Source organism: Herbiconiux moechotypicola, assembly GCF_024979255.1.
Lineage (GTDB): Bacteria > Actinomycetota > Actinomycetes > Actinomycetales > Microbacteriaceae > Herbiconiux > Herbiconiux moechotypicola.
The window spans coordinates 173,923-200,022 of record NZ_JANLCN010000001.1 but is presented as its reverse complement, the minus strand read 5'-3'; the positions used below and the strand labels follow the sequence as shown (position 1 = coordinate 200,022).

Annotated in this window: 19 protein-coding genes; 9 read left to right on the top strand and 10 right to left on the bottom strand. The window is 72.5% G+C overall.

Annotated elements, in window-relative coordinates:
- Positions 1–5: 5 nt before the first annotated feature.
- Genes N1031_RS00930 through N1031_RS00915 form a run of 4 tightly spaced genes read right to left on the bottom strand, consistent with a single transcriptional unit; the run spans position 6 to position 9,021 of the window.
- A complete protein-coding gene (locus N1031_RS00930; protein ID WP_259477709.1) occupies positions 6–5,963 on the bottom strand; it encodes an Ig-like domain-containing protein in 5,958 nt (1,985 codons plus the stop codon).
- Positions 5,960–7,291: a serine/threonine-protein kinase gene (locus tag N1031_RS00925; protein WP_259477708.1), complete on the bottom strand. Its 1,332-nt coding sequence runs from the start codon at positions 7,289–7,291 to the stop codon at positions 5,960–5,962. The genes N1031_RS00930 and N1031_RS00925 overlap by 4 nt, the downstream gene beginning before the upstream one ends.
- Before the next feature lie 3 nt (positions 7,292–7,294).
- Positions 7,295–8,080 carry a PP2C family protein-serine/threonine phosphatase gene (locus N1031_RS00920; protein WP_259477707.1) on the bottom strand — a complete coding sequence of 262 codons (786 nt, stop codon included), beginning with the start codon at positions 8,078–8,080 and terminating at the stop codon, positions 7,295–7,297.
- 32 nt (positions 8,081–8,112) lie between these two features.
- Positions 8,113–9,021: an FHA domain-containing protein gene (locus N1031_RS00915; protein ID WP_259477706.1), complete on the bottom strand. Its 909-nt coding sequence runs from the start codon at positions 9,019–9,021 to the stop codon at positions 8,113–8,115.
- 149 nt (positions 9,022–9,170) lie between these two features.
- On the opposite strand from N1031_RS00915, the gene N1031_RS00910 reads away from it, so the two are divergent.
- From N1031_RS00910 to N1031_RS00900, 3 genes are all read left to right on the top strand, one after another.
- A complete protein-coding gene (locus tag N1031_RS00910) occupies positions 9,171–9,638 on the top strand; it encodes an Lrp/AsnC family transcriptional regulator (RefSeq protein WP_259477705.1) in 468 nt (155 codons plus the stop codon).
- Positions 9,635–11,053, top strand: coding sequence for an aspartate aminotransferase family protein (locus tag N1031_RS00905; RefSeq protein WP_259477704.1), 1,419 nt, complete (start codon positions 9,635–9,637; stop codon positions 11,051–11,053). Before N1031_RS00910 ends, N1031_RS00905 begins: the two co-directional genes overlap by 4 nt.
- A gap of 77 nt (positions 11,054–11,130) precedes the next feature.
- The gene (locus N1031_RS00900; RefSeq protein WP_259477703.1) at positions 11,131–12,477 is read left to right on the top strand and encodes an NAD(P)/FAD-dependent oxidoreductase; all 1,347 of its coding nucleotides are present in this window, start codon (positions 11,131–11,133) and stop codon (positions 12,475–12,477) included.
- A 95-nt stretch (positions 12,478–12,572) separates the two neighbouring features.
- Here N1031_RS00900 and N1031_RS00895 read toward each other — a convergent pair whose 3' ends face one another.
- The 3 genes from N1031_RS00895 to N1031_RS00885 all read right to left on the bottom strand — a co-directional run bounded on the left by N1031_RS00895 (position 12,573) and on the right by N1031_RS00885 (position 15,026).
- On the bottom strand, positions 12,573–13,736 hold the full coding sequence (locus N1031_RS00895; protein WP_259477702.1) for a DUF4192 family protein: 1,164 nt from the start codon (positions 13,734–13,736) through the stop codon (positions 12,573–12,575).
- A 148-nt stretch (positions 13,737–13,884) separates the two neighbouring features.
- Complete coding sequence (locus N1031_RS00890) at positions 13,885–14,439, bottom strand: YceI family protein (protein WP_259477701.1); 555 nt, start codon at positions 14,437–14,439, stop codon at positions 13,885–13,887.
- A gap of 89 nt (positions 14,440–14,528) precedes the next feature.
- A complete protein-coding gene (locus N1031_RS00885; protein WP_259477700.1) occupies positions 14,529–15,026 on the bottom strand; it encodes a hypothetical protein in 498 nt (165 codons plus the stop codon).
- Between the two features lie 71 nt (positions 15,027–15,097).
- Here N1031_RS00885 and N1031_RS00880 point away from each other — a divergent pair, with 71 nt between their 5' ends.
- Positions 15,098–16,285 carry an aggregation-promoting factor C-terminal-like domain-containing protein gene (locus N1031_RS00880; protein WP_259477699.1) on the top strand — a complete coding sequence of 396 codons (1,188 nt, stop codon included), beginning with the start codon at positions 15,098–15,100 and terminating at the stop codon, positions 16,283–16,285.
- A gap of 19 nt (positions 16,286–16,304) precedes the next feature.
- Here N1031_RS00880 and N1031_RS00875 read toward each other — a convergent pair whose 3' ends face one another.
- Entirely contained in the window at positions 16,305–17,267 is a 963-nt protein-coding gene (locus tag N1031_RS00875) for a DNA-3-methyladenine glycosylase family protein (protein ID WP_259477698.1), read from the bottom strand.
- 12 nt (positions 17,268–17,279) lie between these two features.
- A complete protein-coding gene (locus N1031_RS00870) occupies positions 17,280–18,341 on the bottom strand; it encodes an NUDIX domain-containing protein (RefSeq protein WP_259477697.1) in 1,062 nt (353 codons plus the stop codon).
- Between the two features lie 81 nt (positions 18,342–18,422).
- Between N1031_RS00870 and folP the strand changes: the two genes are divergently transcribed.
- From folP to N1031_RS00855, 3 genes are read left to right on the top strand one after another with little or no spacing between them, the layout of a single operon-like run.
- Positions 18,423–19,355 carry a dihydropteroate synthase gene (gene folP / locus N1031_RS00865; protein WP_259477696.1) on the top strand — a complete coding sequence of 311 codons (933 nt, stop codon included), beginning with the start codon at positions 18,423–18,425 and terminating at the stop codon, positions 19,353–19,355.
- The gene (locus tag N1031_RS00860; RefSeq protein ID WP_259477695.1) at positions 19,352–20,167 is read left to right on the top strand and encodes a pyrimidine reductase family protein; all 816 of its coding nucleotides are present in this window, start codon (positions 19,352–19,354) and stop codon (positions 20,165–20,167) included. The genes folP and N1031_RS00860 overlap by 4 nt, the downstream gene beginning before the upstream one ends.
- On the top strand, positions 20,164–20,814 hold the full coding sequence (locus tag N1031_RS00855) for a trimeric intracellular cation channel family protein (RefSeq protein ID WP_259477694.1): 651 nt from the start codon (positions 20,164–20,166) through the stop codon (positions 20,812–20,814). The genes N1031_RS00860 and N1031_RS00855 overlap by 4 nt, the downstream gene beginning before the upstream one ends.
- 49 nt (positions 20,815–20,863) lie before the next feature.
- Here the strand turns inward: N1031_RS00855 and N1031_RS00850 are convergent, their stop codons facing one another.
- A complete protein-coding gene (locus tag N1031_RS00850) occupies positions 20,864–23,401 on the bottom strand; it encodes a DEAD/DEAH box helicase (RefSeq protein WP_259478045.1) in 2,538 nt (845 codons plus the stop codon).
- A 93-nt stretch (positions 23,402–23,494) separates the two neighbouring features.
- Between N1031_RS00850 and N1031_RS00845 the strand changes: the two genes are divergently transcribed.
- Together N1031_RS00845 and N1031_RS00840 are read left to right on the top strand one after the other, a co-directional pair.
- Positions 23,495–23,908 carry an Hsp15 family ribosome-associated heat shock protein gene (locus N1031_RS00845; RefSeq protein WP_259477693.1) on the top strand — a complete coding sequence of 138 codons (414 nt, stop codon included), beginning with the start codon at positions 23,495–23,497 and terminating at the stop codon, positions 23,906–23,908.
- Positions 23,909–24,032: 124 nt separating this feature from the next.
- Positions 24,033–26,081 (top strand): coiled-coil domain-containing protein, encoded by a 2,049-nt coding sequence (locus N1031_RS00840; RefSeq protein WP_259477692.1) that lies wholly within the window; start codon positions 24,033–24,035, stop codon positions 26,079–26,081.
- The last annotated feature ends 19 nt before the right edge of the window (positions 26,082–26,100 follow it).

Below are 26,100 nucleotides of genomic sequence, written 5' to 3'. Positions count from 1 at the left end.
TGTCCTCAATCCCCTGGGTCACGATAGACGAAGTCGCGGCCGCCGACGGCGACGAGCAGCCAGGCCGGGCCGTCGCCGCCCGGCGGGCCTCCCGTGGAGCCGGCCGGTGTGCACGTGGTGCTCGTGAGCGATTCGGGCACCACGTCGCGGGAGGGCGTCGCGCCGTCGGGCCCGCAGGTGAAGATCGCCGGGAGGTCACCGTTGTCGGGCGCCCCGCTCCAGCGCCACATCCCTGCCGCGAAGGAGGGGCCGGCTGCGGGTGCGAAGGTGAGACTCGGCTCGGGTGCGGTCACAGGACCCGACGGATCGCCGCAGGCCTCGACGCCGTTCCACGTGGTGCAGGCCTGCACCACGAACCGGTACGGCGCGCCGAACTCCCCTCCCGTGCGCAGGCGTGGCAGCTCACCGAGCGCGAGCGAAGCGCTCGGTCCGAACGGAGACCCGTCCTCGGCGACCCGCTGCACGCGGTATCGCGTGGTGGGGACGGTCGACGGCGCGGGCGCCGCGACGAGCCGCGGCTCGAGCGCCGTGCCCTCGACCACCATGTCGACCTGCACGGCGCCGGTGTCGACCGGCCCAGGTCGTGGCAGCACGACGGCCGTCGTGAGGGCGCTCGGCGTGCATCCCGCGCGGTTGTGACCCCACACCACCACCGGGTAGGCCGCACCGACGAGGTCGAGTCCGGTGAACACGGCACTCCCGGCTCCCGCACCGAGAACCCGCTGATCGAGCACGGCGGAGCCCACCACGGGCTCGACCACGGAGCCGGGAGCGGGCGCCGTGACCGAGCACGCCTGGGCGCCACCGGGCACAGCGGTCGTGCCCGGTGCGAGCAGTTGCACGACGTAACCCGACACCGGGTCTCCGTTGCCCTCGAATCCCGGCCACACCACGGTGAGGCTGCCGGGCGCCCCTGCGGGATCGACGACCGCGGTGGCCGTGCCGGCCCGCGGCGCCCCGTAGGGCGTGGCGGTGACGGATGCGGTGGGCCAGCTGGAGAGCGCCGGGTACGCTCCGTTGCGCGCCCCGATCACGATCGAGGTGGAGGTGCCGTTCGAGAGCCCGGTGATGACGGTGGAGCAGCCCGATGCCTCGCACGACGAGGCCGGAACGGTGGACTGGGCCCTGCCGTCCACCGACACCGTGTACTCCTGCACGGCGGAGCCTCCGGCCGGCACCGTGCTCGGCGACCATCGTGCGAGCAGCGTACCGTTGGCCGGTGCGGCGGTGAGGGCCACGGGAACGGAGGGCAGCAGGTCGCTCCACACGGCGGAGCCGTACACCACCGGGTCGGACAGCCCGACCGCGTTGCGCGCGGAGACCGAGACCGTGGCCGCCGCGGTCGGTCCGTTCCCCGGAGTGCCGACCGTGCACACCGTGCTGGCGCACTCCGTGGTCACGGAATCCCCCGACGGCGTGCGGGCCGTGACCTCGAACACCGAGATGGGCGAGTTGCGTGCCGCACCCGGAGCGATCGCCACAGTGAGGGTTCGGTCACCGAACCCGGTCACCGCCACGGAGCGCACCGGCTCCGGGCGATCCTGCACGCTCACGGAGACCGAGCCCCAGACGGCACGGTCGCTCGCGCCGGTGGCGTCGAGCACCTGATAGTGCAGGGCCAGGTCGGCTGCGGGCGCGTCGGCCGAGACGGTGACGTCGAGCACGCCCGTCTCCCCCCGTGGCACGACCTGGACGCCGTCGGGAAGCCGGCCGGCCTCGGCCCCCCGGACGGCGACGAGGCGGAGCGGGGTCGCGGGGAACGGATTGCCGGCGGCGTCGTTGGCGAGCAGGTCGATGCTGGTGGTCCGCCCTCGCGGTGCGACGACGGTGTCGGCGACGGCCACCGCCTTCGGCCGGGTGGAGGAGACCACCGAGACCTCGACCCGGCCGGAGCGACCCGCGCTCGCCGCGGAGGACACCCCGATCGTGAACGAGCCCGAGTCACCTCTGCCGGCGCCGTCGGCCGCGGTGAGCGTGAGCCTCGAGCCCACCAGCATCGCGGTGAAGCCACCGGAGGCGGGCTCGAGCAACGAGAAGCCGGAGGGCGGGCTGGTGCCCACGGGAGTGGAGGTGAGCCGGACGAGATCGAGAGTACGGGCCTGCCCCGGCTCCAGCTCGACCACAGCGCCCTCGAACCGGGGCGGCTGGTCGACGGCCGGGGTCACCGTGATGCCCAGTACGATCGTCGAGACCCTGGCGTCGCCGCCGGTGCCGTCGGCCACCTCCACCGAGATCGATGCCGGGCCGAAGTAGCCGTCGGCACTGCGGAAACCGAGGGTGTCATCGTCGACGACGAGCGATCCGCCGTCGGAGTGCGTCGCCCGCACCGAGCTCCGGTCGGCCACGACCGGCCTCCCACCCCCCGCCACGACGATCTGGTCGGCCAGCTCGATCGTGAGCGGCTCGCCCGATCGCACCCGCAGGGCGGGGGCGTCGACGCGGCGCTGCGGCAGCGCGTCGGCGCGGCCGGGCACCCAGACGAACCCGCTCGAGCGCACGTTGGGATCGTCGGGGTGGGCGACCGTGAACGGGATGATCTGCTGTCCGTCGGCCACCTGCACCCGAACCCGGCCGTCGGCCACCCGCGCGACCCGCGCCGAACCCGGATCGACCGAGAGCCACAGCCGGCTCACCTCGCCCTCCGCGAAGAACACCGAACGGAGGACGTCGACGTCGATCACACCGTCCTCGGCCTCCATCACCTGCTCCACCGGAACGACCGTGTCGCTCACCACGGGCCTCGCGAGCGGTGCGTCGCTGCGCGCATCGACGATCAGCACGCCGGTGGCCTCCGCACCCCGATCGTCGGAGACGGTGTAGACGAACGCCGACCGGTGCTCGGCGGATGGCACCTCGACCGCCACGAGATCGCCCTCCACGCGGGCGAGCGCCGATTGACCGGGATCGATCGGCTCGACCCCCACCACGCTCAGCGCTCCGCCCTCGGGATCGGAGTCGTTGGCGAGCACCGGCACGAGCACCGTGCGCGCGGGCCGGGTGCTCACCTCGTCGGCGACCACCACGGGCGCTCCGGGGCCGTCGTCGGTTCGGGGGGCGATGCCCACCCGCGCAATCCCGACCGCCCGGGCACCGAGACGGTCGACCACGGCGTAGTCGAACCGGTCGGTGCCGGTGGAATACTCGCCCGCCGTGTACTCCATCCAGTCGTCACCGAAATCGGTGACGGCACCCTTGCCCGGGGCGGAGTCCGCACCGAGGAACTGCACGGAGTCGCCGTCGGGGTCGACGCCCTCGAGGTCGACCGGGATGCGCACGGTCTCGCCGGCCGCCACCCGCGCGACGATCCCCCCGGGCCGCGGCGGGCTGTTGCTGTCGAGGTCGGCCTCCCGCACCGTGATCGTCACCGAACCGGTCGCCCACTGTCCGTCGGGCGCGTCGACCCGGTAGAGAGCGGTGTAGTCGCCCGGAGTGCCCGGGGCCAGGTAGCGCAGCCGGTCCCCCGACACGAAGAGCAGTCCGGCGTCGGAGGCGAGGCTCCTCGGGAGCACCGGGTCGAGGGTGAGCGGGTCGCCGAAGGGGTGGAGGTCGTTGGCGAGCACCGGGATGTCGACCACGTCGCCCGCCCGCACCGAGGCCCGATCGTCGCGCGCCACCGGTGGTGGCGCGGTCGCACCGGCCGAGACCTCCATGACGGAGATGGTCCCCGCCGTGGAGGCCACGCCGTTGGTGACGCGATAGCCCACGACGCTGCGGCCCGACCCTGCCGACTCCTCGGGGTCCGGGCCCTCGAGCACGATGCGCACGGTGCGGCGGTCGAGCACCTCGGCCCGATACGGTGCCGGCACGTCGAGCTCGCCCTCGACCAGGAGCACCCCGCCCGCCGGGTCGCTGTCGAGGGCGAGCACGTCGACGTCGACGCTGCCGCCCGCGCGCACCACGGCGGCGTGCGGCAGCGTGACGGGCGCCGCGCCCGCCTCGGCGGCAGGCTCGGCCACCACCCGGATCACGCCGGAGGCCGAGCGCGCGCCGTCGGCCACGGAGTACTCGAGCAGGGTGGTGCCGGCGCTCGCCGGGGTGAACTCCCCCGTTCCGGTGAGGAAGTCGGGCTGCACCGCGCCCTCCCGCGCGGTGAGCGAACCGAGCCTCAGGCCGCCCGACGCACCGGTGACGTGCGCCAGCGGCGACAGCGTCACTGCCTCGCCCACGCGCGCGGCGACGGCGAAGCCCTCGGCGAGCAGGGGCGCGTCTTCCGGAGCGGTGGAGGAGATCCACACCGTGCCCGTGGTGTCGGAGACTCCGTCGGAGACGACGATCACCGCCGGCGAGGTGCCTGTCTCGATTCCGGGATCGAGCACCGTGATCGATCCGTCGGGGCCGACCGCGATCGAACCGGGCGACCCCGCCGATGCCGTGCGCACGACGATCGGGTCGCCGTCGGGGTCGTACCAGTCGGAGAGCGCGGAGACCTCTGCCCGGCCCCCGCTGACGACGTCGATCGTGCGCTGGCGCACCTGCACCGGTGGGGAGTTCTCGGAGTCGGTCCGCACCTCGACCGAGACGGTGGCCGACGCACTTCCCCCGTGCCCGTCGGAGACGGTGTAGCCGAGCGCGAGAGTGCCGCTCGCGGTCGACGGCAGCGTCACCAGCAGCCGCTGGCGGTCCGAGACGATGCCGACGGAGTAGTCGGCATCATCGGCCACCTGTACCGCATCGATCACGATCACGTCGCCGTTGGGGTCGTAGTCGTTCTGGAGCACCGGCAGCACCGTCGCGCGACCCGGTCGAGCCCCGAACCGGTCGTCGGCCGCCACCGGCGGCCGCTGATCGGGGTCGAGCTCGTCGGCACGGTCGGCGATCGTGGTGCCCGCGGCGTCGTCGTCGGCCGCCGCGGCCACGAGCGGCTCCCAGTCGTCGATGACGGCGCCCGCGCGGGCGAGGTCCCAGCTGCGCCCGGTGACCGTGTCGGAGACGAGCAGGCGTTCACCCCCGTCGCCGTCGAACACCAGCCGGGAGCTCGACGACAGCCCGTCGAGCCCGCCGCTGCGGGCCGGCTCGCCCTCGCACCCCGTCCAGTATCCGGAACCGCTCCAGGCCGCGTACGCGCATCCGCCCACCCACGTCGGAGCCGCCGGAGGACCGTCGCCGTCGGCGAGGCGTTCCACCGCGCCGTCGCGCCCGACGCCGAGCAACCCGCTCGACGTGGCCACGAGCACCGCCCCCGACGACTCCCCCGACTCCTGCAGCCGCGCCGTGGCGGGATCGTCCACGGCGTCGAGAGGGGCGACGGCGTTCGGGAGGAGCACTCTCGGCACGGTACGGTCGAGCACCGCCCAGCTCTCGCCCACCGCGGCGATCTCGACGTCGGCGTCGGGCTGCAGGTCGATCGCCGCCGAGCCGGCTGCCACCCCCCTCGATCCCTGGGGAAGCGTGTAGACCGCGCCGGCCGAGGGCGACACGGCGACGATCGAGCCGTCTTCGCTCACGCTCGCCGCACCGCCCGCACCGAGAGCAAGGGTCGGGGTGGTCGTCGCGTCGAAGGAGGCGAGCGCGCCGACCTCGACCGCCCAGACGTCGCCCGTGGACCGAGACGACATGACGATCGTGCCCCCCTGGAGCTCGACCCGGTCGGTTCCGCTCGGCAACGGCGCCGCGACGAGAACCTCGGCCGTCGCAGGATCGAGAAGTCTGGCCTCGCCCGCGCCCAGGTCGCCGATGACGACCGTGCGCCCCGACTGGGCGACGGTGAGCGACGACGACCCCATGCGCACCGCCGTGTCGAGTTCGCCCACGAGCGTGTTGGCACGCGCGACGGACTGGTGCACGGCGCTGCTCACCCAGATCGCCGCGTCGTCGGGCTGCACCCGGGCACCGGCGTAGCCGTCGGCGAGCGCCGCACCGGCCGAGATACCCGCCACCACCGCCACCACGGCCACCACGGCGACCGCGCGAAGACGCCTGGCCGGTCGCGGGGACCGGGGCCGGCCAGGGCCCGCGACGGTCACGAACCCTCCGTGCAGCCGGGCGAGCTCGGTTCGCCTGCCCGGCCGGCTCTCACCACTGCGACGGTGATGCAGATGCGCTGACCTGGGGCGGGATGCACCACGAACTCGGCTGACTGCTGCACCGAGGTGCCGCCCGTCGACGTGGTCACCCGGTAGCTGTCACCGGCAGCCAGTCCCGGGTCGGCCCATTCGAAGCGCACGCCCTCTCCCGACTCGACGGTCCGGATCTCGCCGACGGCCGGCGCCGTCGACGACGACTGGCGCCCGAGCGTGAGACCGGCGAGCCCCGCCACCGCGACGACGGCGAGCGCCGCTGCTCCCGCGACCAGAACCGTGACCGTGCGCCGGCGGGTCGTGCTCCCGGATCGCCCGGCGCCCGCGCCTCCCCCTCCCTGCGCCGAGGACGTCGCCGGGGCGATGCGCGTGCGGTCGTCGGGGTCGCGCGCGTACTCCCCGGCCCACGCGGCCGGGGCCAGCTCGGCCGGCGTAGGGGTGAGCCCCAGCTCCGCCTCGACGGCCTGGAGCTCATGCACCAGCTGCGCCACGTCGGCCTGACGTCTCGCCGGGTCTTTCGCCATGCTGCGGGAGAGCACCCGCTCCAGCGACGCCGGCACGTCGTCGCGACCCAGTGCGGGCAGGCGGGCCGACCGCACGCGCCGGGCGAGCTCGCCCGGCGCCGACCCGGGTCGTTCGAACGGGCTGCGCCCGGCCAGCAGGGAGTAGAGCGTGGCTCCGAGCGACCACACCTCGGAGGCGACCGTACCCGGCGTCGACTCGTCGACCACCTCGGGTGCCGACCAGGGGATCGACAGGCCGGCCCCCGTTCCCCCCGCGCGGCCCTTCATGGTGGAGGCGACACCGAAGTCGCCGAGCACCGGGGCCCCGAAGGCGGTGATGAGGATGTTCGAGGGCTTGACGTCGCGGTGGAGCACGCCCTGGTAGTGGGCCGCGTGCAGGGCACCGCCGACGCGCACGCCGATGCGCAGCACATCCGCCACCGGCAGCGGTCGGCTGCGATAGCCGTCGCCGAGCGACGAGGAGCAGAGTTCCGTGACGAGGTACGGGCGACCGTCGGAGGAGACCCCGGCCTCGTACACGGTGAGCACGGAGGGATGTGCGCTGAGACCGGCCATCAGGTCGGCCTCCGACCGGAACATGCGCCGAACCTGGTCGTCGACGACCTCGGGCACGACCACCTTCACGGCCACGAAACGCCTGGGGAGGTTCTGCTCGAAGAGGAAGACGTCGGCGAAGCCCCCCGAACCGAGCACACGGACGGGCGTGAACCCGGGCAGTGCGGGTGGAGCGGAGGGGAGACGCCGGGCCATCGTTCAGTCGTCGGCGGCCTCGACGTCGACCACCACCACGGTGATGTTGTCACGGCCGCCGTTGGCCAGCGCCGCGGTGACGAGTTCGACGGCGGCACGATCGGCGGTGTCGGTGGTGGCGAGGTAGTGCTGGATGCCCACCTCGGTGAGCTCCTTCGTGAGCCCGTCGGAGCACAGCAGGAGCCGCTGACCCGTGGCGAGTGCGACGGTGCCGTAATCGGGCACGGGCTTCTCGTGGAAGCCGACGGCGCGGGTGATGACGTTGCTGTCGGGGTGGGTCTCGGCCTGCTCACGGGTGATGAGGCCCGCGTCGACCAGTTCCTGCACCACGGAGTGGTCGACCGTCAGCTGCTGGAGGGCGCCGTGCTCGTAGAGATAGGTGCGGGAGTCGCCGATGTTGAAGACCAGCCAGCCGAGCTCTCCCTCCAGCTCGCTGAGGGCGGCACCCGTGACCGTGGTGCCGGTGCCGAGCACCGACTCGTCGCCCACCCGGTCGATGTCGGCCAGCGCCAGCTCGAGCGCGGCCTCGATGGTGTCGGCGTCGGTGCGCGCACCGGTGATGGCGGAGAGCCGCCCGACCACGGCGGCACTCGCGACGTCGCCCGCGGAGTGCCCCCCCATCCCGTCGGCCACGGCGAAGACCGGAGGCTCGGAGAGCGAGCTGTCCTCGTTGGCGGTGCGCCTGTTGCCGGTGTGGGAGACGGCCGACCACGACAGCACCACGGCGGCGCCCCGGGCGCCCGGGCCCTCCAAGCGCACCCGCGCGTTCGTTCGACCGATCTGGGTCACGATGACCAACTCCTGACAGCTTTTCGGGAATACTAGACGGGCTTCGTGAACCCGTCCGGCCCCGACGGGAGGATGTGGATGACGTTGCCGTCTCCGATCTCGACGATAGCCGACACCGGCACGACCGCAGAATCCCCCTTTCGCAGTCGCACCGGGGTTCCGTGCCCCGGAACGACGCGGGTTCCGTTGGTCGATCCGAGGTCGGTCACCACCACGACGTCACCGCTCGGGGCGATCTCGACGTGGGTGGCCGACACGAGCTGTGCAGGAGAAGTCACGGCGCGCAGGTCGGTGGGCGTCTCGGCACGGGAGTGCGGCGCCGAGAGCAGGGCACGGGGCCGACGGCCGACGACGAGCGGCCGCCGGAGGGGCTCGAGGGGCCCGTCGTTCACCCGTACCGTGAAGGCGGGCGCGGGCGTCGTGCCGGGCTCGCCCGCTGTGGTGACGGGTTCGTGGCCCCGATCCCCGTCGTGACGAGCACGGATCGTGCCGGCGCTCCAGCCCGTCGGGCCCGCTCTGACCGCCCGCACGCGGGGGAACTCGGCCAGCGACCACGGTTCGGCGCCGCGGGCCGTGTGCCGGTGGGCGCCGCTGTCGAGCAGGAGTTCCACCTCGGCGCCGCCCCGCGCCACCACCATGACCGTGCGGGCACCGGGCTCGTCGACGGCGACGCCGTCGCGGGCGGGCGGCAGCTCGACCACGGCGAAGTGGTCGACGGCGTCGACACCCCGCACCGGGATGGCGGACACGATCCTCTCCAGGCCTCCGGTGTGCACCTGGCCGGCGGGACCGATGTTCTCGGGGAGCGATTCGACTTCGACCGTGGCGCAGACGCCCTGCCACACCTCCTCAGAGACCCCGGCGTCGACGATCACGAGGAAACGGCCGCTCGCCACCGCCCGCCATGGATCGCGTTCTGCGTCCTGAGCGCGCCCGGCCATCCGCTCACCCTACGCCACCCGGCCCCGAGCACGGAGCCGGGCGCAAGCACGCGGTGCGACGGCTCCCCTACTGCTGATTTCAGCACCCTGAGAGCCCATCTCCGACGGAATCGCTTGCCGCCGGCCAGTCATCCTGACAAAATCGAGAGATGAAGTCCTCTCCTCGCCCTGCGCAGCTCGACGACACGTCGAAGGCGATCATCGAGCAGCTGCAAGACGACGGGCGCCGCTCGTACGCCGAGATCGGCAAAGCGGTCGGCTTGAGCGAGGCCGCGGTGCGGCAACGGGTGCAGAAGCTCACCGAAGCGGGCGTGATGCAGATCGTGGCCGTGACCGACCCGCTGCAGCTCGGTTTCTACCGCCAGGCGATGATCGGGCTCAAGGTGTCGGGAGACACCCGCGAGGTGGCCGATGCCCTCGCGCGCATGCCGGCGGTCGACTACGTGGTGCTCACCGCGGGCACCTTCGACATCCTGGCCGAAGTCGTCTGCGAAGACGATGACGACCTCATCGCCCTTCTCAATTCGGAGATCAGGCGACTCGACGGGGTCCAGTCCACCGAGACCTTCGTCTATCTGAAACTGCACAAACAGCTCTACAACTGGGGTACACGATGACCACGACCGACACACCCACCACCGCCTCCGCCCGTGCGCCGCGCTCGGAAGCCGAGCTGCAGCAGATGGCGAAAGACCATCTGTGGATGCATTTCGCCCGTCAGTCGGTGATGGAGTCCGGTGACGGGGTGCCCATCATCACCAAGGGTGAAGGGCATCACATCTGGGACTCCCGGGGCAAGAAGTACATCGACGGCCTCTCGGGGCTGTTCGTGGTGAACGCCGGCCACGGGCGACGACGGCTGGCCGAGGTCGCAGCCAAGCAGGCCGAGGAGCTCGCGTTCTTCCCGATCTGGTCGTACGCCCACCCCTCGGCGATCGAACTCGCCGACCGCCTGGCCGATCTCGCCCCCGGCGAGCTTAACCGCGTGTTCTTCTCCACCGGCGGCGGCGAGGCCGTGGAGACCGCCTTCAAGCTCGCCAAGTACTACTGGAAGCTGCAGGGCCGGCCCACGAAGCACAAGGTGATCTCGCGGTCGATCGCCTATCACGGCACACCGCAGGGTGCGCTCGCGATCACCGGCATCCCGGCGATGAAGCAGATGTTCGAACCGGTGACCCCGGGCGGGTTCAGGGTGCCGAACACCAACTACTACCGTGCCCACGAGATGGGCTTCGAGGGCACCGAGGAGCAGTTCGGGATCTGGGCGGCCGATCGCATCGAGGAGATGATCCTGTTCGAGGGGGCTGACACGGTGGCGGCGGTCTTCCTCGAACCGGTGCAGAACTCGGGCGGATGCTTCCCTCCCCCTCCCGGATACTTCCAGCGCGTGCGCGAGATCTGCGACCGGCACGACGTGCTGCTCGTGAGCGACGAGGTGATCTGCGCCTTCGGCCGGATCGGCAACTACTTCGCCTGCGACACCTACGGCTTCGAACCCGACATGATCACCTGCGCCAAGGCCATGACCAGCGGCTACTCGCCGATCGGCGCGACCATCGTGAACGAGCGGGTGTACGAGCCCTTCAAGCACGGTCAGACGGCGTTCTACCACGGGTACACCTTCGCCGGGCATCCGGTGTCGGCCGCGGTGGCCCTGGAGAACCTCGACATCTTCGAAGAAGAGGGACTCAACGAGAACGTGCGGGCCAACTCGCCCCTGTTCCGCCAGTCGCTCGAGCGGCTCGGCGATCTGCCGATCGTCGGCGACGTGCGCGGCGACGGATACTTCTTCGGCATCGAGCTGGTGAAGGACAAGGCGACCAAGGAGACCTTCGACGACGACGAGTCGGAGCGGCTGCTGCGCGGATTCCTGTCGAAAGCGCTCTTCGACGCGGGACTGTACTGCCGGGCCGACGACCGGGGCGACCCCGTCATCCAGCTCGCACCACCGCTCACCATCGGTCCACGCGAGTTCGACGAGATCGAGCAGATCCTCCGCGGCGTTCTCACCGAGGCCTGGAGCCGGCTCTGACCGGCGAGCGCCGCGGCTCGGCTCCGATCTACCGCGACCTGTCGTTCTGGTTCGACTCGCTGGCGCAGGCCGGGGAGGTGGTGGTGCCGCGCCCGGCGCTCCAGGGCGACCTCAGCACCGGAGTCTGCATCGTGGGCGGCGGCCTCACCGGCCTCTGGACCGCCTATTACCTGAAGAAGGCCGACCCGAGCCTCGAGATCACCGTTCTCGAGAAGCAGGTCGCCGGGTTCGGAGCCTCCGGTCGCAACGGCGGATGGTGCTCCGCCCTGTTCCCCAAGTCGGCCGAGGCGCTCCGGCGTGCCTACGGCGACGACGCGGCGCGTGCCCTCCGTTCGACCATGATCGACACGGTCGACGAGGTCGGGAGGGTCGCGGCGGCGGAGGGCATCGACTGCGACTTCGTGAAGGGCGGAACGCTCGTGTTCGCGCGGGACACCGTGCAACGAGCCGCCGCGCAGAGCGAGGTCGACGCGGCCAGGGAGTTCGGGGTCGACGATCTCGAGCTCGTCACACCGGGCGGTCGCGACGATGCGCACGCCCGGGCGCTCGCCGCCACCTCCTCGCTCGCGGCGAGCTTCGATCCCGCCTGCGCGCGCCTGCACCCGGCGAAACTCGTGCGCGGTCTGGCGCGCGTGGTGGAGGAGCTCGGCGTGACCATCGCGGAGCAGACCGAGGCGGTGGAGTGGGCCCCCGGGCGCGTTCTCTACTCCGGCGCGGGCGGCCAAGGGCTCGTCAGCTGCGAGACGGTGGTGCTCGCCGTCGAGGCCTACGGTGCGACCATGCCGGGGATCGGGCGGCGCATCCTGCCGCTGTACTCGCTCATGATCGCGACCGAGCCGCTCTCCGACCAGGTGTGGGACGACCTCGGCATCGAGCACGGCACGACGTTCTCCGACTACCGGCACCTGCTCGTGTACGGCCAGCGCACCGCCGACAACCGGTTCGCGTTCGGCGGTCGCGGTGCCCGGTACCACTGGGGAAGCTCGATCCGCCCCGAGTACGACCGTGTGGACCGGGTGTTCGACCATCTCGAGTCGACGCTCGGCGAGCTCTTCCCCGCGGTGAAGGGCACGCCGGTGACGCACCGCTGGGGTGGCCCGCTCGGCGTGCCACGCGACTGGCACCCGACCGCGAGCTACAACCCCCGCACGGGGATCGCCTATGCGGGAGGCTACGTCGGCGACGGCCTCAGCACCACCAATCTCGCCGGCCGCACCCTCGCGCAACTCATCACCCGGCAGGAGACGGAGCTCACCCGGCTGCCCTGGGTGAACCACCTCTCGCGCCGCTGGGAGCGCGAGCCGTTGCGCTTCGCCGGGGCCAATCTCGGCCTCATCGGCACCGAGGCGGCCGACGTGGAGGAGTCGGTCACCGGGCGCCGCTCCCTCGCCGCACGGCTCCTGGCGCCCCTGACCGGCCACTGAGCGCCCCCGGCCGGCCACTGAGCGCCCCCGGCCGGGCACGGAGCTCGCGCGGCCGGCCACCGGGCTCGCGTGAGCGGCCACCGAACTCTCGCGGCTCACGGCCGCACCCACTCCGGCACCCGCCCGTGGCTGGTCGCCTCGCCGAGCAGTACCGCCAACTCATAATCGGCGTCGGCGAGCAGTGCGAGGCGCAGGTAGGCTCCGCACACCGACCCACGACCGCGCGTCCACTCCAGCCAGGCCAGGATCGTGAGCGGGGCCGCCGCGAGAGTGACCGGGCTGCACTCGACGATGCGTCGCAGCAGTTCGACCGCGGCCCTGACCCTCACGTCGTCGGGAGCGACGCTGCCCTCGCCGAGGACGGCGCCGAAGTACCGGTCGGCCTCCTGCCGGGAACCACCCGGCAGCACGCGGAGCCCCGCGTCGAGACCCCACGCGCACATCACGAGCACGCCGTCGCGCACCCGCTTGTGCTGAAGCCAGGCGCCGAGCTCGACGGAGCGCGCCTCGGACGGCGGGGCCTCCCGCGCGAGCGCCTCATGCCAGAGTCGCACCCGCTCGGCCATCCAATCCGGCCCCGATCCGGCCTTCGACCCGCCGAGAGCCGCCAGCGTGGCGAGGCTGCGAGCTCTGCACTGCTCCGACGCCTCGGGTATCGGCACGAACCCGCCGGAGTGCACGTCGCCGCCACCACCGGCCGGCTTGAGCTCGGGGCCCGGAGACACCTCGATCCACCCGCGCGCCGCACCCTCACCGGAACCCGGCCCGGATCGCGCGCCGGGGCCGCGTGCGGAGAAGGCCTCGAGCGCCCGCTCCCCCGAGACGCACCAGCCCTCGAGCACCGCGTACCCCGCCGCCTGCGCGCCGCGCCTCACGGCCGAGACGGCGGCGAGCAGCCGTCGGGCCTCCTCGGCGGGAGGTTCTGCCCGCCCACCGGCGTCGGGGGCGCAACCCGGAGCGGCACGTGTCGTAGAGACTCTCGCGGACGGCTCGCCGAACGCGACCAGGTCGAGCGAGCCCGCTCCGGGAACACGGGCGAGAAGCCCGACGACCGCCGCCGCCAGGCGCTCTCCCTCCTGCCTCGAGGCGGGTGGGCCGGGAAGGTCGAGGCGCAGCACCGCGAAAGGGCGGGCGGGCCGCCGGATGCGAAGGGCGAGCGAACGGGTGGGCCGGAAGCCGAGCACGGAGTCGAGGTCGGCGAGCAACGGTTCGAGCACGGTGACCGGAGACCGGTCGAGGACGATGGTGGATTCGGACATACCGGGAGTGTGCCGACCGCGAGGCACTCGCCGGCCACGAGAACGGCTGCTGTGGAGGAGCCCGCTCCACACCCATCCTTGTGCAGGACAAGACGAGGGCACCGGAGGAGTCCTCCGGTGCCCTCGAACGCGCTGCGTGCTGCAGACCTTACGGCTGCAGGACCGCCTGCACGTCGATGGTGATGGTGACCTTGTCGCCCACGAGCACGCCACCGGTCTCGAGAGCGGCGTTCCAGTTCACACCGAAGTCGTTGCGGTCGACCTCGGCGGTCGCCGTGAAGCCGGCCTTGTAGTTGCCGTACGGGTCGGTGCCGAAGCCGCCGAACTCGAAGTCGAAGGTGACCGGCTTGGTCACGCCCTTGATGGTGAGGTCGCCGTCCACCTTGAAGTCGCCGCCCTCCTGGCGCACGCCGGTCGACACGAAGGTCAGCTCGGGGAAGGTGGGGGCGTCGAAGAAGTCGTTCGTGGCGAGGTGGCCGTCACGGTTCTTGTCGTTGGTGTTCACCGAGGCCACCTCGGCAGAGGCCGAGACGGTGGTGTCGAGCGGGTTCTCGGCCGTGACGAAGGTGGCGTCGAACTTCTCGAACTTCCCCTTCACCTTGCTGATGAGCATGTGGCGCACACTGAACCCCACCTCGCTGTGGGAGGGGTCGACGGTCCAGGTGCCGGCCTTGTAACCGGGGATCTCGAGGGTGTCGGTCATGATCTCTCTTTCGTGATGCCGAAGCGGTCGGAGCGGCCCGGATGCGGCCACTTCGATACAAATACATCAATCGGCTGGATTATTCCCCGTCAGCGCAGGATCTCGATCATGAGCACCCAGGCGTTGAGCACCGCCGCCGCGAAGATGGCGACGAAGCCGACGGCGACCAGATAGAGTCCCCAGCCCGAGCCGAAGGCCACGGCCGCGCCGCCCACCACGACCCAGAGCTGGGCACCGACGCCGAGCACCGTCTGCAACAGCCGTCCGAGCGTGCCCGCGCCGACGTGATGGGCGAACATGCGCGTGGCCGCATCGATCTGCAGGCCCAGGGCGATGAGGGCGAACACCGCGAGCTCGAGGCCGAGCAGCACGGCCGGCTGGCCCGGGATGAGCATGACCGTCGACCCGAGGAGGATGACCACCACCGACGCGATGGTCGCACCCGCGCGCGACGGCAGTGCCGCGCCCGAGATGATCTCCTTGACGTTGACCGAGATGGCGACGATGAGCAGGCCTGCGAGGGCGGCCGCTGCACCGGCCGACGCCACGGCGAATTCGCTCCAGCCGTCGACGAGCGAGGTGTCCATAGCGGCATGGTATCGGTGACGCGCGCGAGCCGTTGTGTACAACCGTCACTCTCGTCACATACCCTGGACGCATGGGGAAGGCCACCGCCCGCAGCGTCACCGCCATCGCGGCGGTGCTCGCGCTGACCCTCGGCGCCTCCCTCCCCGCCCACGCCGCGCCACCTCCGTCGCTCGTGCGCGACGAGTACCCCACGTGGGACGAGGTGAACGCCGCCAAGTCGAACGCCGCCGCCAAGCAGGCCGAGGTCGACTCCATCAACTCGCTCCTCGCGGGCCTGCAGGACGAGGCGGCGGCCCGCGCCGACGAGGCGCTCCAGCGTGGGCAGGAGTACCTCTCGGCCAAGACCGCGCTCGACACCGCCACCGCCACCGCCGACGCCCTCGCCGCTCGCGCGCAGGCGGCGACCGAGAAGGCGACCACCGCCGACGCCACGCTCGGCCGGCTCGCCGCCCAGCTCTACCGATCGGGTGGAGACAGCGGCCTCGGCCTCGCGCTCGACCAGAGCCAGGCCGACTCGCTGCTCTACCGCCTCGGCACGATGGCCAAGCTCACCGAGCAGACGGCGGGCATCCGCGACCAGGCTGTCGCCGCCCGCAACACGGCCGCCGCACTCGACGCGCAGGCCGAGGTGGCCCGGGCCGAGCGCGACGCGCTCGCGACCTCCGCGCAGACCGCGCTCCAGTCGGCCGAAGACGCTCGGGCGGCCGCCGACGCCCAGGTGGCCGAGACTCAGTCCCGCAGCGAGACCCTCGTAGCCCAATTGGCCACCCTCAACGACACGACCGTCGAGCTCGAGAAGCAATACCAGGCCGGGGCGGAGTACCGGGCCCAGCAGGCGGCCGCGCAAGCTGCCGCCGAGGCTGCCTCCGCCGCCGCCGCAGCAGCGAACGAGGTCGCGACCGGCGCGACCACGGGCGCCTGGGTGCCCGACAGCAGTCAGGTGGCCACGCCCGCCGAGGCGCAGGCCTACGCCGCGAGCCAGATGCCGGCCTACGGCTGGGGGGATTCGCAGTTCCGCTGCCTCGTGCAGCTGTGGATCGGCGAGTCGGGCTGGCGCGCCAACGCCTACAACCCCTCCAGCGGCGCGTACGGCATCCCGCAGTCGCTCCCCGCCACCAAGATGGCCTCGGCGGGCTCCGACTACATCACCAGCGCGGCGACCCAGATCACCTGGGGACTCAGCTACATCGTCAACCGCTACGACACGCCCTGCGGCGCACTCTCCGCCTGGCAGGCGCGCTCCCCGCACTGGTATTGAGCCCGCCGCGATCCCACGCTCAGTGCGAGCGGTGGTCTTGGATGGTGATGCGCGCTCCCCGTCTCGGCACGCTCACACCCGAGGCCAGCGCCAGGCGCACCACGCGCTGTCGCTGACCCGCCCAGGGCTCCAGCAGCTCGGCGAGCCCGTCGTCGTCGAGCGGCTCACCCACCAGTGCCGTGCCCACGAGCGAGGCGAGATGGTAGTCGCCGAAGCTCACCGCATCCGGATCGCCGTGCGAGCGCTGGGCCGTCTCTGCAGCGGTCCACTCCCCCACGCCCGGCACCGTTCTCAGCCGCCGCCACACGTCGGGCCCGCCCCCGGCCCCGGCACCACTGAGCGTGCGCTCGAGGCCGGCAGCCACCACGGCCGCGCGCACCACCGTCGCCGAACGACCCGGGTCGACCCCGGCACGGTGCCAGTCCCACGACGGGATGCGCCGCCAGGTCTCGGGCGAAGGCGGCACCCGCATGCTCTCAGGAGCGGGCCCGGGTGCGGGTGCGCCGAACCGGGTGACCAGGGTGCGCCAGGCGCGGTGGGCCTCCACCGAGGTGACCCGCTGCTCGATGACCGCCGGCACGAGCGCCCCGAGCACTCGGGAGCTGCGCACGAGCCGGAGGCCGGGGCGCCGCCGACGCACCTCTCCGAGCAGCGGCGACGGCGAGAGGTCGAGTTCGCTCCAGTCGTCGCCGCTGCCGAGCAGGATGGGCAGTTCGTCGAGGGCCACTGCCGCGCCGTCGCCCCAGGCCTGGGCGGTCACCGCCCCGCGCATCCCTCTCAGCAGCAGCGACGCAGAGCCGCCCGGCGTGTCGAGCACGACCCACAGACCCTCGGGCGCCACCCGGATGCACGGGTCGTGCGGCCCCCGACGGAGCGGTGCCAGCGTGCTGACGAGATCGACCGGCTCGGCCGGTGCGTAGTGCGCGGTGAGCGGCTCGTGACCTCGACCGGCCTCGGCCGCACCGGCGGAAGTGGGGCTCATGATGCGACGAGACTACGCGACCCCGCCGACACCACCGTCCTCCGAGACACCGCCGGCCTCCGAGACACCGCCGGCCTCCGAGACACCGTCAGAGGCCGAGGCACCGCCGGCCTCCGCCGCATCCGCTCCGTCGAGCAGGTCGAGCAGCCATCCGGGCCCCCGCACCTCGGCCCCCACGGAGCGCACGCGCTCGGAGAGCTCCCGATCGGCGGTGACCACGATCGTCCTCACCGCCGGCGACCCCGCGCCACGGGCCACCGCACGCGCCGCGACCTCCACGATCTCGTCGTCGCCCGAGCCGGGGGCACGCACGACGGCGACCGCAGGAGTGGCCGGGCCGGCGGCGGGGGCGACTCCGCCAGGACGCTCCGCACCGGCGGTGCGCGCCCGGCCCTCCAGCACCACCTCGAACGCGGGCCACACCCGCCCAGGTCGCTCGCCGTGACCGGAATCGTCGAACTGCACGGCGTCGACGCCTCGCGCACTCAGCTGCTCGACACGCGCGAGAAGCCGCTCGGCGGCCCCGCGGCGATCGCGCCACCAACCGTCGGGCCGGGAGCCGACCACGTTCGCGGCATCGACCACGATGCCGATGCGCTCGGCCAGTCGTGACCGGAGCATCGGCCAGGCGGCACCGAACCCCGGATGCAGCGGGAGCGCATCGACCTCGTCGACCGGAACCCAGCGCAGCTCGAGACTCTCGGCGTCGCCGATCTGCGGAGCGAACGCCTGCGTGGTGCGGGCCACGACCGTGACGTACGACCAGAACCCGAGGTCGAGGGTCGAGGCGAAGCCGATCTCGAGCAGCTCGGCGGGCACACCGGCCTCTTCACCGGCCTCGCGCACCGCCCCGGCCACCGCGGACTCGCCCTCGTGCCGCGCACCGCCCGGCAGACCCCAGGTGCCACCGAAGTGGCTCCACTCGGCCCGGTGCTGCAGCAGCACGCCCGCGTCGGCGTCGTGCACGAGCAGACCCGCTGCGCCGTACCGGCCCCAGTACCGGCGACCGTCCGGTGCTTCGACCCAGGCGTCTCCGCTGTCGCGCGGATGCGCGGGGACGGGCAGATCGCTCATGACTCAAGCTTCTCACGGTGTGGCACCGCCCTGACGCGAGCCCTGGACCGCGGCGCGGACGGATGCGTCCATGATGGTTCCATGAGCCACCACCGCCCGGCAGCGCCGCACGACCTCCTTCCCGGCGAGGGCGTCTACCTCCCCCCGTTGCGCCACCCGGTGCGCACCATCGGTGCCCGCACCTTCGACTTCGATCGGCGGATCGCCGTGATGGCGATCGTGAACCGCACGCCGGACTCGTTCTACGACCAGGGCGCCACCTTCGCCTTGGACCGCGCGGTCGAGGCCGCCCTCGCCGCGGCCGATGCGGGTGCCGACTGGATCGACATCGGCGGTGCCAAGTTCGCACCGGGACCCGAGATCACGGCCGGCGAGGAACTCGCGCGGGTGCTGCCCGTGGTCGAGGCGGTCGCGGCCGAGCGCGACGTGGTGATCTCGGTCGACACCTTCCGCGCTGACGTGGCGGTGGCCTGCATCGCCGCCGGCGCCCGGGTCGTCAACGACACCACCGGACTCAGCGACCCGCGATTGGCCGCCGTCGTCGCCGACTCCCCCGCGTCACTCGTGCTCACGCACTCGCTGGCCGAGCCGCGCAAGCCCTACCCGCGACCGCACTACGACGACGTGGCCGCCGAGGTGAGACACCATCTCGAGCAGCGGGTCGACCGCGCCGTCGCCGCCGGGGTTCCGGAGGAACGGCTCTTCATCGACCCGGGGCACGACCTCAACAAGAACACCCGGCACAGTCTCGAGCTCACCCGCCGCATGACAGAGATCACCTCGCTCGGCCTGCCGACCCTCGCGGCGGTGTCGAACAAGGACTTCGTGGGCGAGAGTCTCGGCGCACCGAAACCGGAGCGCACCGAGGGGTCGATCGTCGCCGCCACCGTCTGCGCCCTCCTCGGCGCGAGAGTGGTGCGCATGCACGACGTGCGGGCCAGCGTGGCCGCGATGAGGATGCTCGAGGCCGTGCTCGGGTTCCGCGAGCCCGTGTTCGAGGTGCACAACCTGTGAGCGCCGCGGTTCCGAGGGAGGCGATCGACTCGTTCCCCGAGATCGTGCCGGTGCTGCCGGTGGCGGGAGCTCCGCTCGACGCCGAGGCGTTGCTGCAGCGGTTCTCCGCCCCCGACCGTTCCACTCCCACCCTCCGCGTGAACTTCATCCAGAGCATCGACGGCTCGGCCACCCTCGGCGGTCTCTCCGGTGCCCTGGGAGGGCCTGCCGACAAGGCGGTGTTCGACACCCTCCGCGCCGTGTCCGACGTGGTGCTCGCGGGCGCGGGAACCGCTCGCGACGAAGGCTACGGCGCCCTGACCGTCGCCGAGCGGTTCGTCGACTGGCGGGTGGCCCACGGACTGCCCCCGCACCCGGTGATGGCGCTCGTGAGCGGCTCCCTCGACCTCGACCCCCAGTCGGCGCTGTTCCGCCAGGCTCCGGTGCGGCCGATCGTGTTCACCACGAGGCGGGCGCCCCAGGATGCGCGTGAGCGACTCAGGGAGGTCGCCGATGTCGTCGACGCGGGCGAGGAACACGCCGACCCCACCACGATCAGGGCTTCGCTGACCGCTCGGGGGCTGCGCCAGGTGCTCTGCGAGGGCGGGCCGTCGCTGTTCGGCGCGTTCGTCGCCGCTGACCAGGTCGACGAGCTGTGCCTCACGACCAGCCCGATGCTCGAAGGCGGGGCGGGGCCGCGCATCGCGTCGGCAGTGGGGGCCGCATCCGCCGCCCGCGCGATGGAGCTCGACTCGCTCCTGCGCTCAGGGAGCATGCTGTTGGCACGGTGGGTGCGCGCCCGCGGCGACTCCGGATCGACGGGCGTGGCGTGACAGGGCAGACCGCACAGGCGGCGGCGCGCCGGTCTCAGCGCGCGTTCACGCTGGCCGACGTGGCCGCGACCGCGCTGTTCGCGTGGGAGGGCGCCAGACTGGCCGCCGAGGCCGGCCTCGACCTGTTCGGCATCATGGTGGTGGGCTGCGTGTCGTCGCTCGTGGGCGGGATCACGCGCGACCTCCTGCTCGGCGACACCCCGCCCTTCGCCTTCCGCTCGCCCTCGCGCCTCCTGGCCGCACTGGTCGGTTCGGGGGTCGCCCTCGTTCTGGCCTTCCTGGGCGCACCCGCCCCCGACGAACTGATCGCCGTGCTCGACGCACTCGGACTGGCGCTGTTCGCCGTGACCGGAGCGCAGAAAGCACTCGACCACGGTTCGAACGGGCTGGTCGTGGTGATCCTCGGCACCCTCACCGCGGTGGGCGGGGGGATCGCCCGCGACCTGCTGCTCGGTGCGGTGCCCTCGGTGCTGACCTCGAGCGTGTACGCGTCGGCCGCGGCCGCCGGTGCGCTGGTGATGCTGATCGTGGTGCGCCTCACCGCGCGACCCGCGGTGGGTATGACCGCGGGGTTCGTGGTCTGCGCGGGGCTGCGGCTCGCCGCGATCGCGTTCGACTGGCAGCTACCGCACCTCGTGGTGCGCTGACCGCGCCCAGCCCCCGGAGCCGGCCCGCCCTGCCGGCCGGTGCTACCGCTCAGAGCCGGTCGACGGCCAGCACCTTCACCACGGCGGTGCCCGCCTCGTCGGAGGCCGCCAGATCGATCTCGGCCGTGATGCCCCAATCGTGGTCGCCCGCGGGGTCGTCGAAGATCTGCCGGGCACGCCACACCGACGGCTCGCCCGGCAGCACGTCGGAGGGGGTCGCTTTCTCGTCGAGGATGAGCAGGGCCGCGCTGCGGGCGTGCGGGCCGATGCCCACCACGTCGTGCTCGTCATGGTAGTCGTCCATGGCCTCGGCCCAGCGCTCGGCGCCGAAGCCCGACGCCCCGTCGAGCTCCCCGAGCTCCTCCCACGCCCCGCGGGCGGCAAGGGCCACCCGGCGGAACAGCTCGTTGCGCACCAGGATGCGGAACGCCCGCACGTTGGAGGTGACGCGGCGCGGTGCCGGCGGCACGACGGGCTCGACGAGGTCTCCCCCGGAGGCGGAAGCCGCGGCAGCGGCCGGATCGAGCAGGGTCTCCCATTCGTCGAGCACACTCGAGTCGGTCTGCCGCACGAGCTCGCCCAGCCACTCGATCAGGTCGACGAGGTCGTCGCTCTTGTACTCCTCCGGCACGGTCGAACGCAGAGTTCGGTAGGCGTCGGACAGGTAGCGCAGCACCAGCCCCTCCGACCGCGCCAGCCGGTAGAATGCGATGTACTCCCCGAACGACATGGCGCGCTCGTACATGTCGCGCACCACCGACTTCGGCGAGATGTCGAAGTCGCCGATCCACGGCTGCGAGCCCCGATAGGTGGCGAACGCCTCGCCCAGGAGCCCCTCCAAGGGTTTCGGGTAGCTCACCTCCTCGAGCAGGTCCATGCGCTCGTCGTAGTCGAGACCCTCGGCCTTCATCGCCGACACGGCCTCGCCGCGGGCTACGAACTGCTGGGCCGACAGAACCGGACGGGGGTCGTCGAGGATGGCCTCGGTGACCGACACCACGTCGAGCGCGAAGGTGGGCGAGTTCTCGTCGAGCAGGTCGTAGACCGCGAGAGCGAACGGAGACAGCGGCTGATTGAGGGCGAAGTTCGGCTGCAGGTCGACGGTGAGCCTGATGATGGTCTGGCCGGTGACGGCGTCGGTGACCTGCTCGACCACGCCCGCCGTGCGCAGCGTGCGGTAGATGGCGAGCGCCTGCCTGATGTGCTCCCGCTGCCGCTCGCGCGGCTCGTGGTTGTCTTCGAGCAGCGCGCGCATGGTGGCCACCACGTCTCCGCCCCGAGCGATGGCGTTGAGCACCATGGCGTGCGTGACCCTGAACTGCGAGGTGAGCCGCTCCGGTGGCGCGGCGATGAGCTTCTCGAAGCTCGGCTCGCCCCAGCTCACGAAGCCGTCGGGAGCCTTCTTGCGGATGAACTTGCGGCGCTTCTTCGGGTCGTCGCCCAGCTTCGCGAGCGCCTTGAGGTTCTCGGTCTCGTGTTCGGGCGCCTGCACCACCACGGTGCCGGCGGTGTCGAAACCGGCCCGGCCGGCCCTGCCCGCGATCTGGTGGAACTCGCGCGCCGTGAGCTGGCGCATCCGGGTGCCGTCGAACTTCGTGAGGGCCGACAGCAGCACCGTGCGGATGGGCACGTTGATGCCCACGCCCAGGGTGTCGGTGCCGCAGATGACCCGCAGCAGCCCGCGCTGGGCCAGCCGCTCCACCAGCCGCCGGTACTTCGGCAGCATGCCCGCGTGGTGCACCCCGATGCCGAGCCGCAACAGCCGCGAGAGCGTCTTGCCGAACGCCGTGCTGAACCGGAACGGACCGATGAGCTCGGCGATCTCGTCGCGCACCGCCCGGTCGGCGACCCGGATGCTCGCGAGGGCCTGAGCGCGCTCGACCGCCGCCAGCTGGGCGAAGTGCACGATGTACACGGGGGCGCGCTGGGTCTGCAGGAGCTCCTCGACCGTCTCCTGGATGGGCGTGGTGGCGTAGCTGTAGCTGAGGGGCACGGGCCGGTCGACGCCCGTGATGACGGTGGTCTCGCGCCCGGTGCGGCGGGAGAGATCGGCAGCGAGCCAGTCGATCTCGCCCAGGGTGGCGGAGAGCAGCACGAACTGGGCGGCCGGGAGCGTGAGCAGCGGAACCTGCCAGGCCCACCCGCGGTCGGGCTCGGCGTAGAAGTGGAACTCGTCCATCACCACCTGGCCCACCGGCGACTCCGCGCCGTGCCGGAGCGCCAGGTTGGCCAGGATCTCGGCGGTGGCGCAGATGATCGGGGCATCGGCGTTGACCGAGGAGTCACCGGTGACCATGCCGACGTTCTCGGCGCCGAAGACAGACACCAGGTCGAAGAACTTCTCGGACACGAGCGCCTTGATGGGCGCCGTGTAAAAGCTGCGCACACCCTGCGCCAGCGCCGTGGCGTGCGCCGCCACCGCGACCAGCGACTTGCCCGTGCCGGTGGGGGTGGAGAGGATGACGTTCTCCCCCGAGACGATCGCGACCAGCGACTCGTCTTGCGCCGGGTAGAGCGGGGTGCCGCGATCGGCCGCCCACGAGGCGAACGCGTCGTACGCGGCATCGGGGTCGAAGGGATCGGGCATCGCCGGTCGAGACGGGGTGGAAGGCACCCGCTCAGCCTAGGCGGCGCGGGCGATCTCGATCGCTCCCACCGAAGAGTGTGGAAAGCTGTCGGGATGGCAGTACCTGTGCAGGAGCAGAGCGTCCGGCTCGACAGCTGGCTCTGGGCCGCGCGCGTCTACAAGACCCGTACCCTCGCCACGACCGCCTGCCGCGCCGGCCACGTGCGTCTCAACGGAGAACGGGCCAAGGCCGCCCAAGCGGTGCGCCCCGGAGACGAGGTACGAGCACGCATCTCGGGGTTCGACCGGGTGCTCAAGGTCACGGGTCTGTCCACCAAACGCGGCTCCGCCTCCGCCGCGGCCGAGTACTTCACCGACCTCACTCCCCCGCCACCCCCGCGCGAGACCATCGCAGCGGTGCCCGTGCGCGACCGCGGCGCGGGCCGGCCGACCAAACGCGAGCGCCGCGAGATCGACCGGCTCACCGGTCGTCTCGACACCCCTCACGACCGCGACGACGACCTCTGAGGCGCCCCGCTCATCCCGTGCCTCCACGAACGCTGACCGTTGCACCCCCGCACCCGGCTACCCTGGTTACGACGAGCCGCGACGACCGCGGCAGCCCCCCATCCGCGAGGCCAGTAGGAGCATCATGTCTGACGCCGACTCGACCGCATACACCCTGAGCGGTCGCGACCGCACCGCACTGTCGTTCGTGGGGGCATCGCTGAAGATCGGCAGTCCCGAGTTCAGGGCGCGCTACGAGGCGATCGTGGACGAGCTCTACCGCCACCACTTCGTCGACCCCACCGCACATCCCGCCTACGAGGCCCCCGAGATCGTGCCCGCCGAAGAGGTGGAGGGCGACGACGATCCGCTGGAGATCATCCGTTCTCAGCTCGGCCTCGTGATCGACGACCGCCGGGTGCGCGACACCGCCCGGCTCGACGCCGAACGCGAGCTCGCCGAGACCCGCGACGCCCTCGCGGCCATGACCTCGCGCTACGAGCAGACTCAGGCGAGCCTGGACGCGACCGCCGAGGCGTTGCGCCAGCGGGAGGCAGAGCTGGCGGCGCTCCACGAACGGCTGGCCGCCGAGACCGCAGCGCTGCAGGCGCAGCTCGCGGCGGAGACCGGCGCCCTGCGCGAGCAGCTCGCCGCCGAGACCGGTGCGCTGCAGGCGCAGCTGGCCGACGAGTCGGCACGCCACCAGGCGCAGCTCGCCGCCGAGACCGGCGCCCTCACGGCGCAACTCGCCGCCGAGACCGGTGCCCTCCAGAGCGAGCTCACCGCCACCACCACCCGGCTCACCGACGAGCGCCAGGCGCTCGCCTCGGGCTACGAGAACCAGATCGCCGGGCTGCACTCGGCGCACGCCGCCCAGCTCGACGAGGTGCGGGCCACCCACGCCGCCCAGCTCGAGCAGCTCAGCGGGTCGCACCAGGCGCAGCTGCAGCAGCTCGGCACCGCGCACGAGACGCAGCTCGGCGAGCTGCGGGCCGCGCACGAAGGCGAGACCGAGCAGCTCCGGGCCGGGCACGCGAGCGAGTCGGATGCGCTGCGACTGCACGACGAGCAGCTGCGGGCCGCGCAGGCGGCCGAGCTCGAGGGATTGAGGTCGGCACACGCCGCCGAGATCGAGCAGCTCACCACCGCGCACGCGGCCGAGTCGGAGCAGCTGAGGGGCGCCGCCGCGGCGGCCGCGCACGAGCAGCGCAGCGAGGCCGCCGCCGAGGTGGAACGCATCGAGGCCGAGCGGGCGCAGCTCGCCACCGAGCTCGAGCAGACGCGGGCCGAGCAGGCCGCGGCCCTGGCGGCAGCCCAGGCCGAGACCGAAGCGCAGGGCGAGCGGCTGCGCGCCGAGCACGCCGCCGCTCTCGCGGCCATCACGGCCGAGGCATCCGACGGCGACGACGCACTCACCGCTGCCCGCACCCGCGTGGCCGAACTCGAGACCGAGCTCGCCGCGGCCCGTGCTGCCGCCGACCACGCCGCCGAAGCCGCCGCGAGCGCCGCGGCCGGCGCCGACGAACTCGCCGCGAGCGCGCTCGACGAGGCGCGCTCGCGGATCGGCGAACTCGAGTCCGAGCTCGCCGAGGCCCGCGAAGCGGCCTCCGACACCTCGGAGCTCGAGGCCGAGCGCTCCCGCGCCGCACTCCTCGAGTCCGACCTCGCCGAGGCCCGGGCCGCCTCCGAGGCGGCGGCGGGCGCGGTCGTGTTCGCCGACGGCACCTCCGACCTCGAACTGCTCGAGGCGCGGGCCCGCATCGCCGAGCTGGAGGCGGAGCTCGAGGTAGCAACCGCCGCCGCCGCGGCCGCAGCCGCATCCGCCGGTTCCGACGCGGCCGCCGCCACCACCACCGCCGCCTCCGCCGACGTGACCAGGCTCGAACGCGAGCTCACCGACGCACGCGCCGAGATCGGCATCCTCGCCGACGAGCGCGACCGCGCACTCTCCGACGCGGCGATCGCCCTCGCCGACCGCGAACAGCTGAGCGACTCGCTCTCGGCGCTGCAGTCCTCCCGACCCGACTCCGCGGCCACCCAGAACGAATTGCGCTCGGTGCGCCGCCTCGTCGACGAGATCGAGGAGATCGCCACCGGGCAGCTCTGCGCCGAAGACGAGACGAACGAGTACGCCATCGGCGCCAACGACTCCGCGGTGCTCGTGCTCAACGCCATCGCCGACGGCACCGACTGACCGTCGCACGGCGTCATGA

Bases quoted from the DNA above. Each gene is read 5' to 3' on its own strand.
- N1031_RS00880 (WP_259477699.1), top strand. From the start codon at position 15,098: ATGGGGAAGGCCACCGCCCGCAGCGTCACCGCCATCGCGGCGGTGCTC.
- N1031_RS00895 (WP_259477702.1), bottom strand. From the start codon at position 13,736: ATGTCCGAATCCACCATCGTCCTCGACCGGTCTCCGGTCACCGTGCTC.
- N1031_RS00845 (WP_259477693.1), top strand. From the start codon at position 23,495: ATGGCAGTACCTGTGCAGGAGCAGAGCGTCCGGCTCGACAGCTGGCTC.
- N1031_RS00850 (WP_259478045.1), bottom strand. From the start codon at position 23,401: ATGCCCGATCCCTTCGACCCCGATGCCGCGTACGACGCGTTCGCCTCG.
- N1031_RS00915 (WP_259477706.1), bottom strand. From the start codon at position 9,021: ATGGCCGGGCGCGCTCAGGACGCAGAACGCGATCCATGGCGGGCGGTG.
- N1031_RS00890 (WP_259477701.1), bottom strand. From the start codon at position 14,439: ATGACCGACACCCTCGAGATCCCCGGTTACAAGGCCGGCACCTGGACC.
- N1031_RS00840 (WP_259477692.1), top strand. From the start codon at position 24,033: ATGTCTGACGCCGACTCGACCGCATACACCCTGAGCGGTCGCGACCGC.
- N1031_RS00905 (WP_259477704.1), top strand. From the start codon at position 9,635: ATGACCACGACCGACACACCCACCACCGCCTCCGCCCGTGCGCCGCGC.
- N1031_RS00870 (WP_259477697.1), bottom strand. From the start codon at position 18,341: ATGAGCGATCTGCCCGTCCCCGCGCATCCGCGCGACAGCGGAGACGCC.
- N1031_RS00910 (WP_259477705.1), top strand. From the start codon at position 9,171: ATGAAGTCCTCTCCTCGCCCTGCGCAGCTCGACGACACGTCGAAGGCG.
- N1031_RS00875 (WP_259477698.1), bottom strand. From the start codon at position 17,267: ATGAGCCCCACTTCCGCCGGTGCGGCCGAGGCCGGTCGAGGTCACGAG.
- N1031_RS00925 (WP_259477708.1), bottom strand. From the start codon at position 7,291: ATGGCCCGGCGTCTCCCCTCCGCTCCACCCGCACTGCCCGGGTTCACG.
- folP (WP_259477696.1), top strand. From the start codon at position 18,423: ATGAGCCACCACCGCCCGGCAGCGCCGCACGACCTCCTTCCCGGCGAG.
- N1031_RS00885 (WP_259477700.1), bottom strand. From the start codon at position 15,026: ATGGACACCTCGCTCGTCGACGGCTGGAGCGAATTCGCCGTGGCGTCG.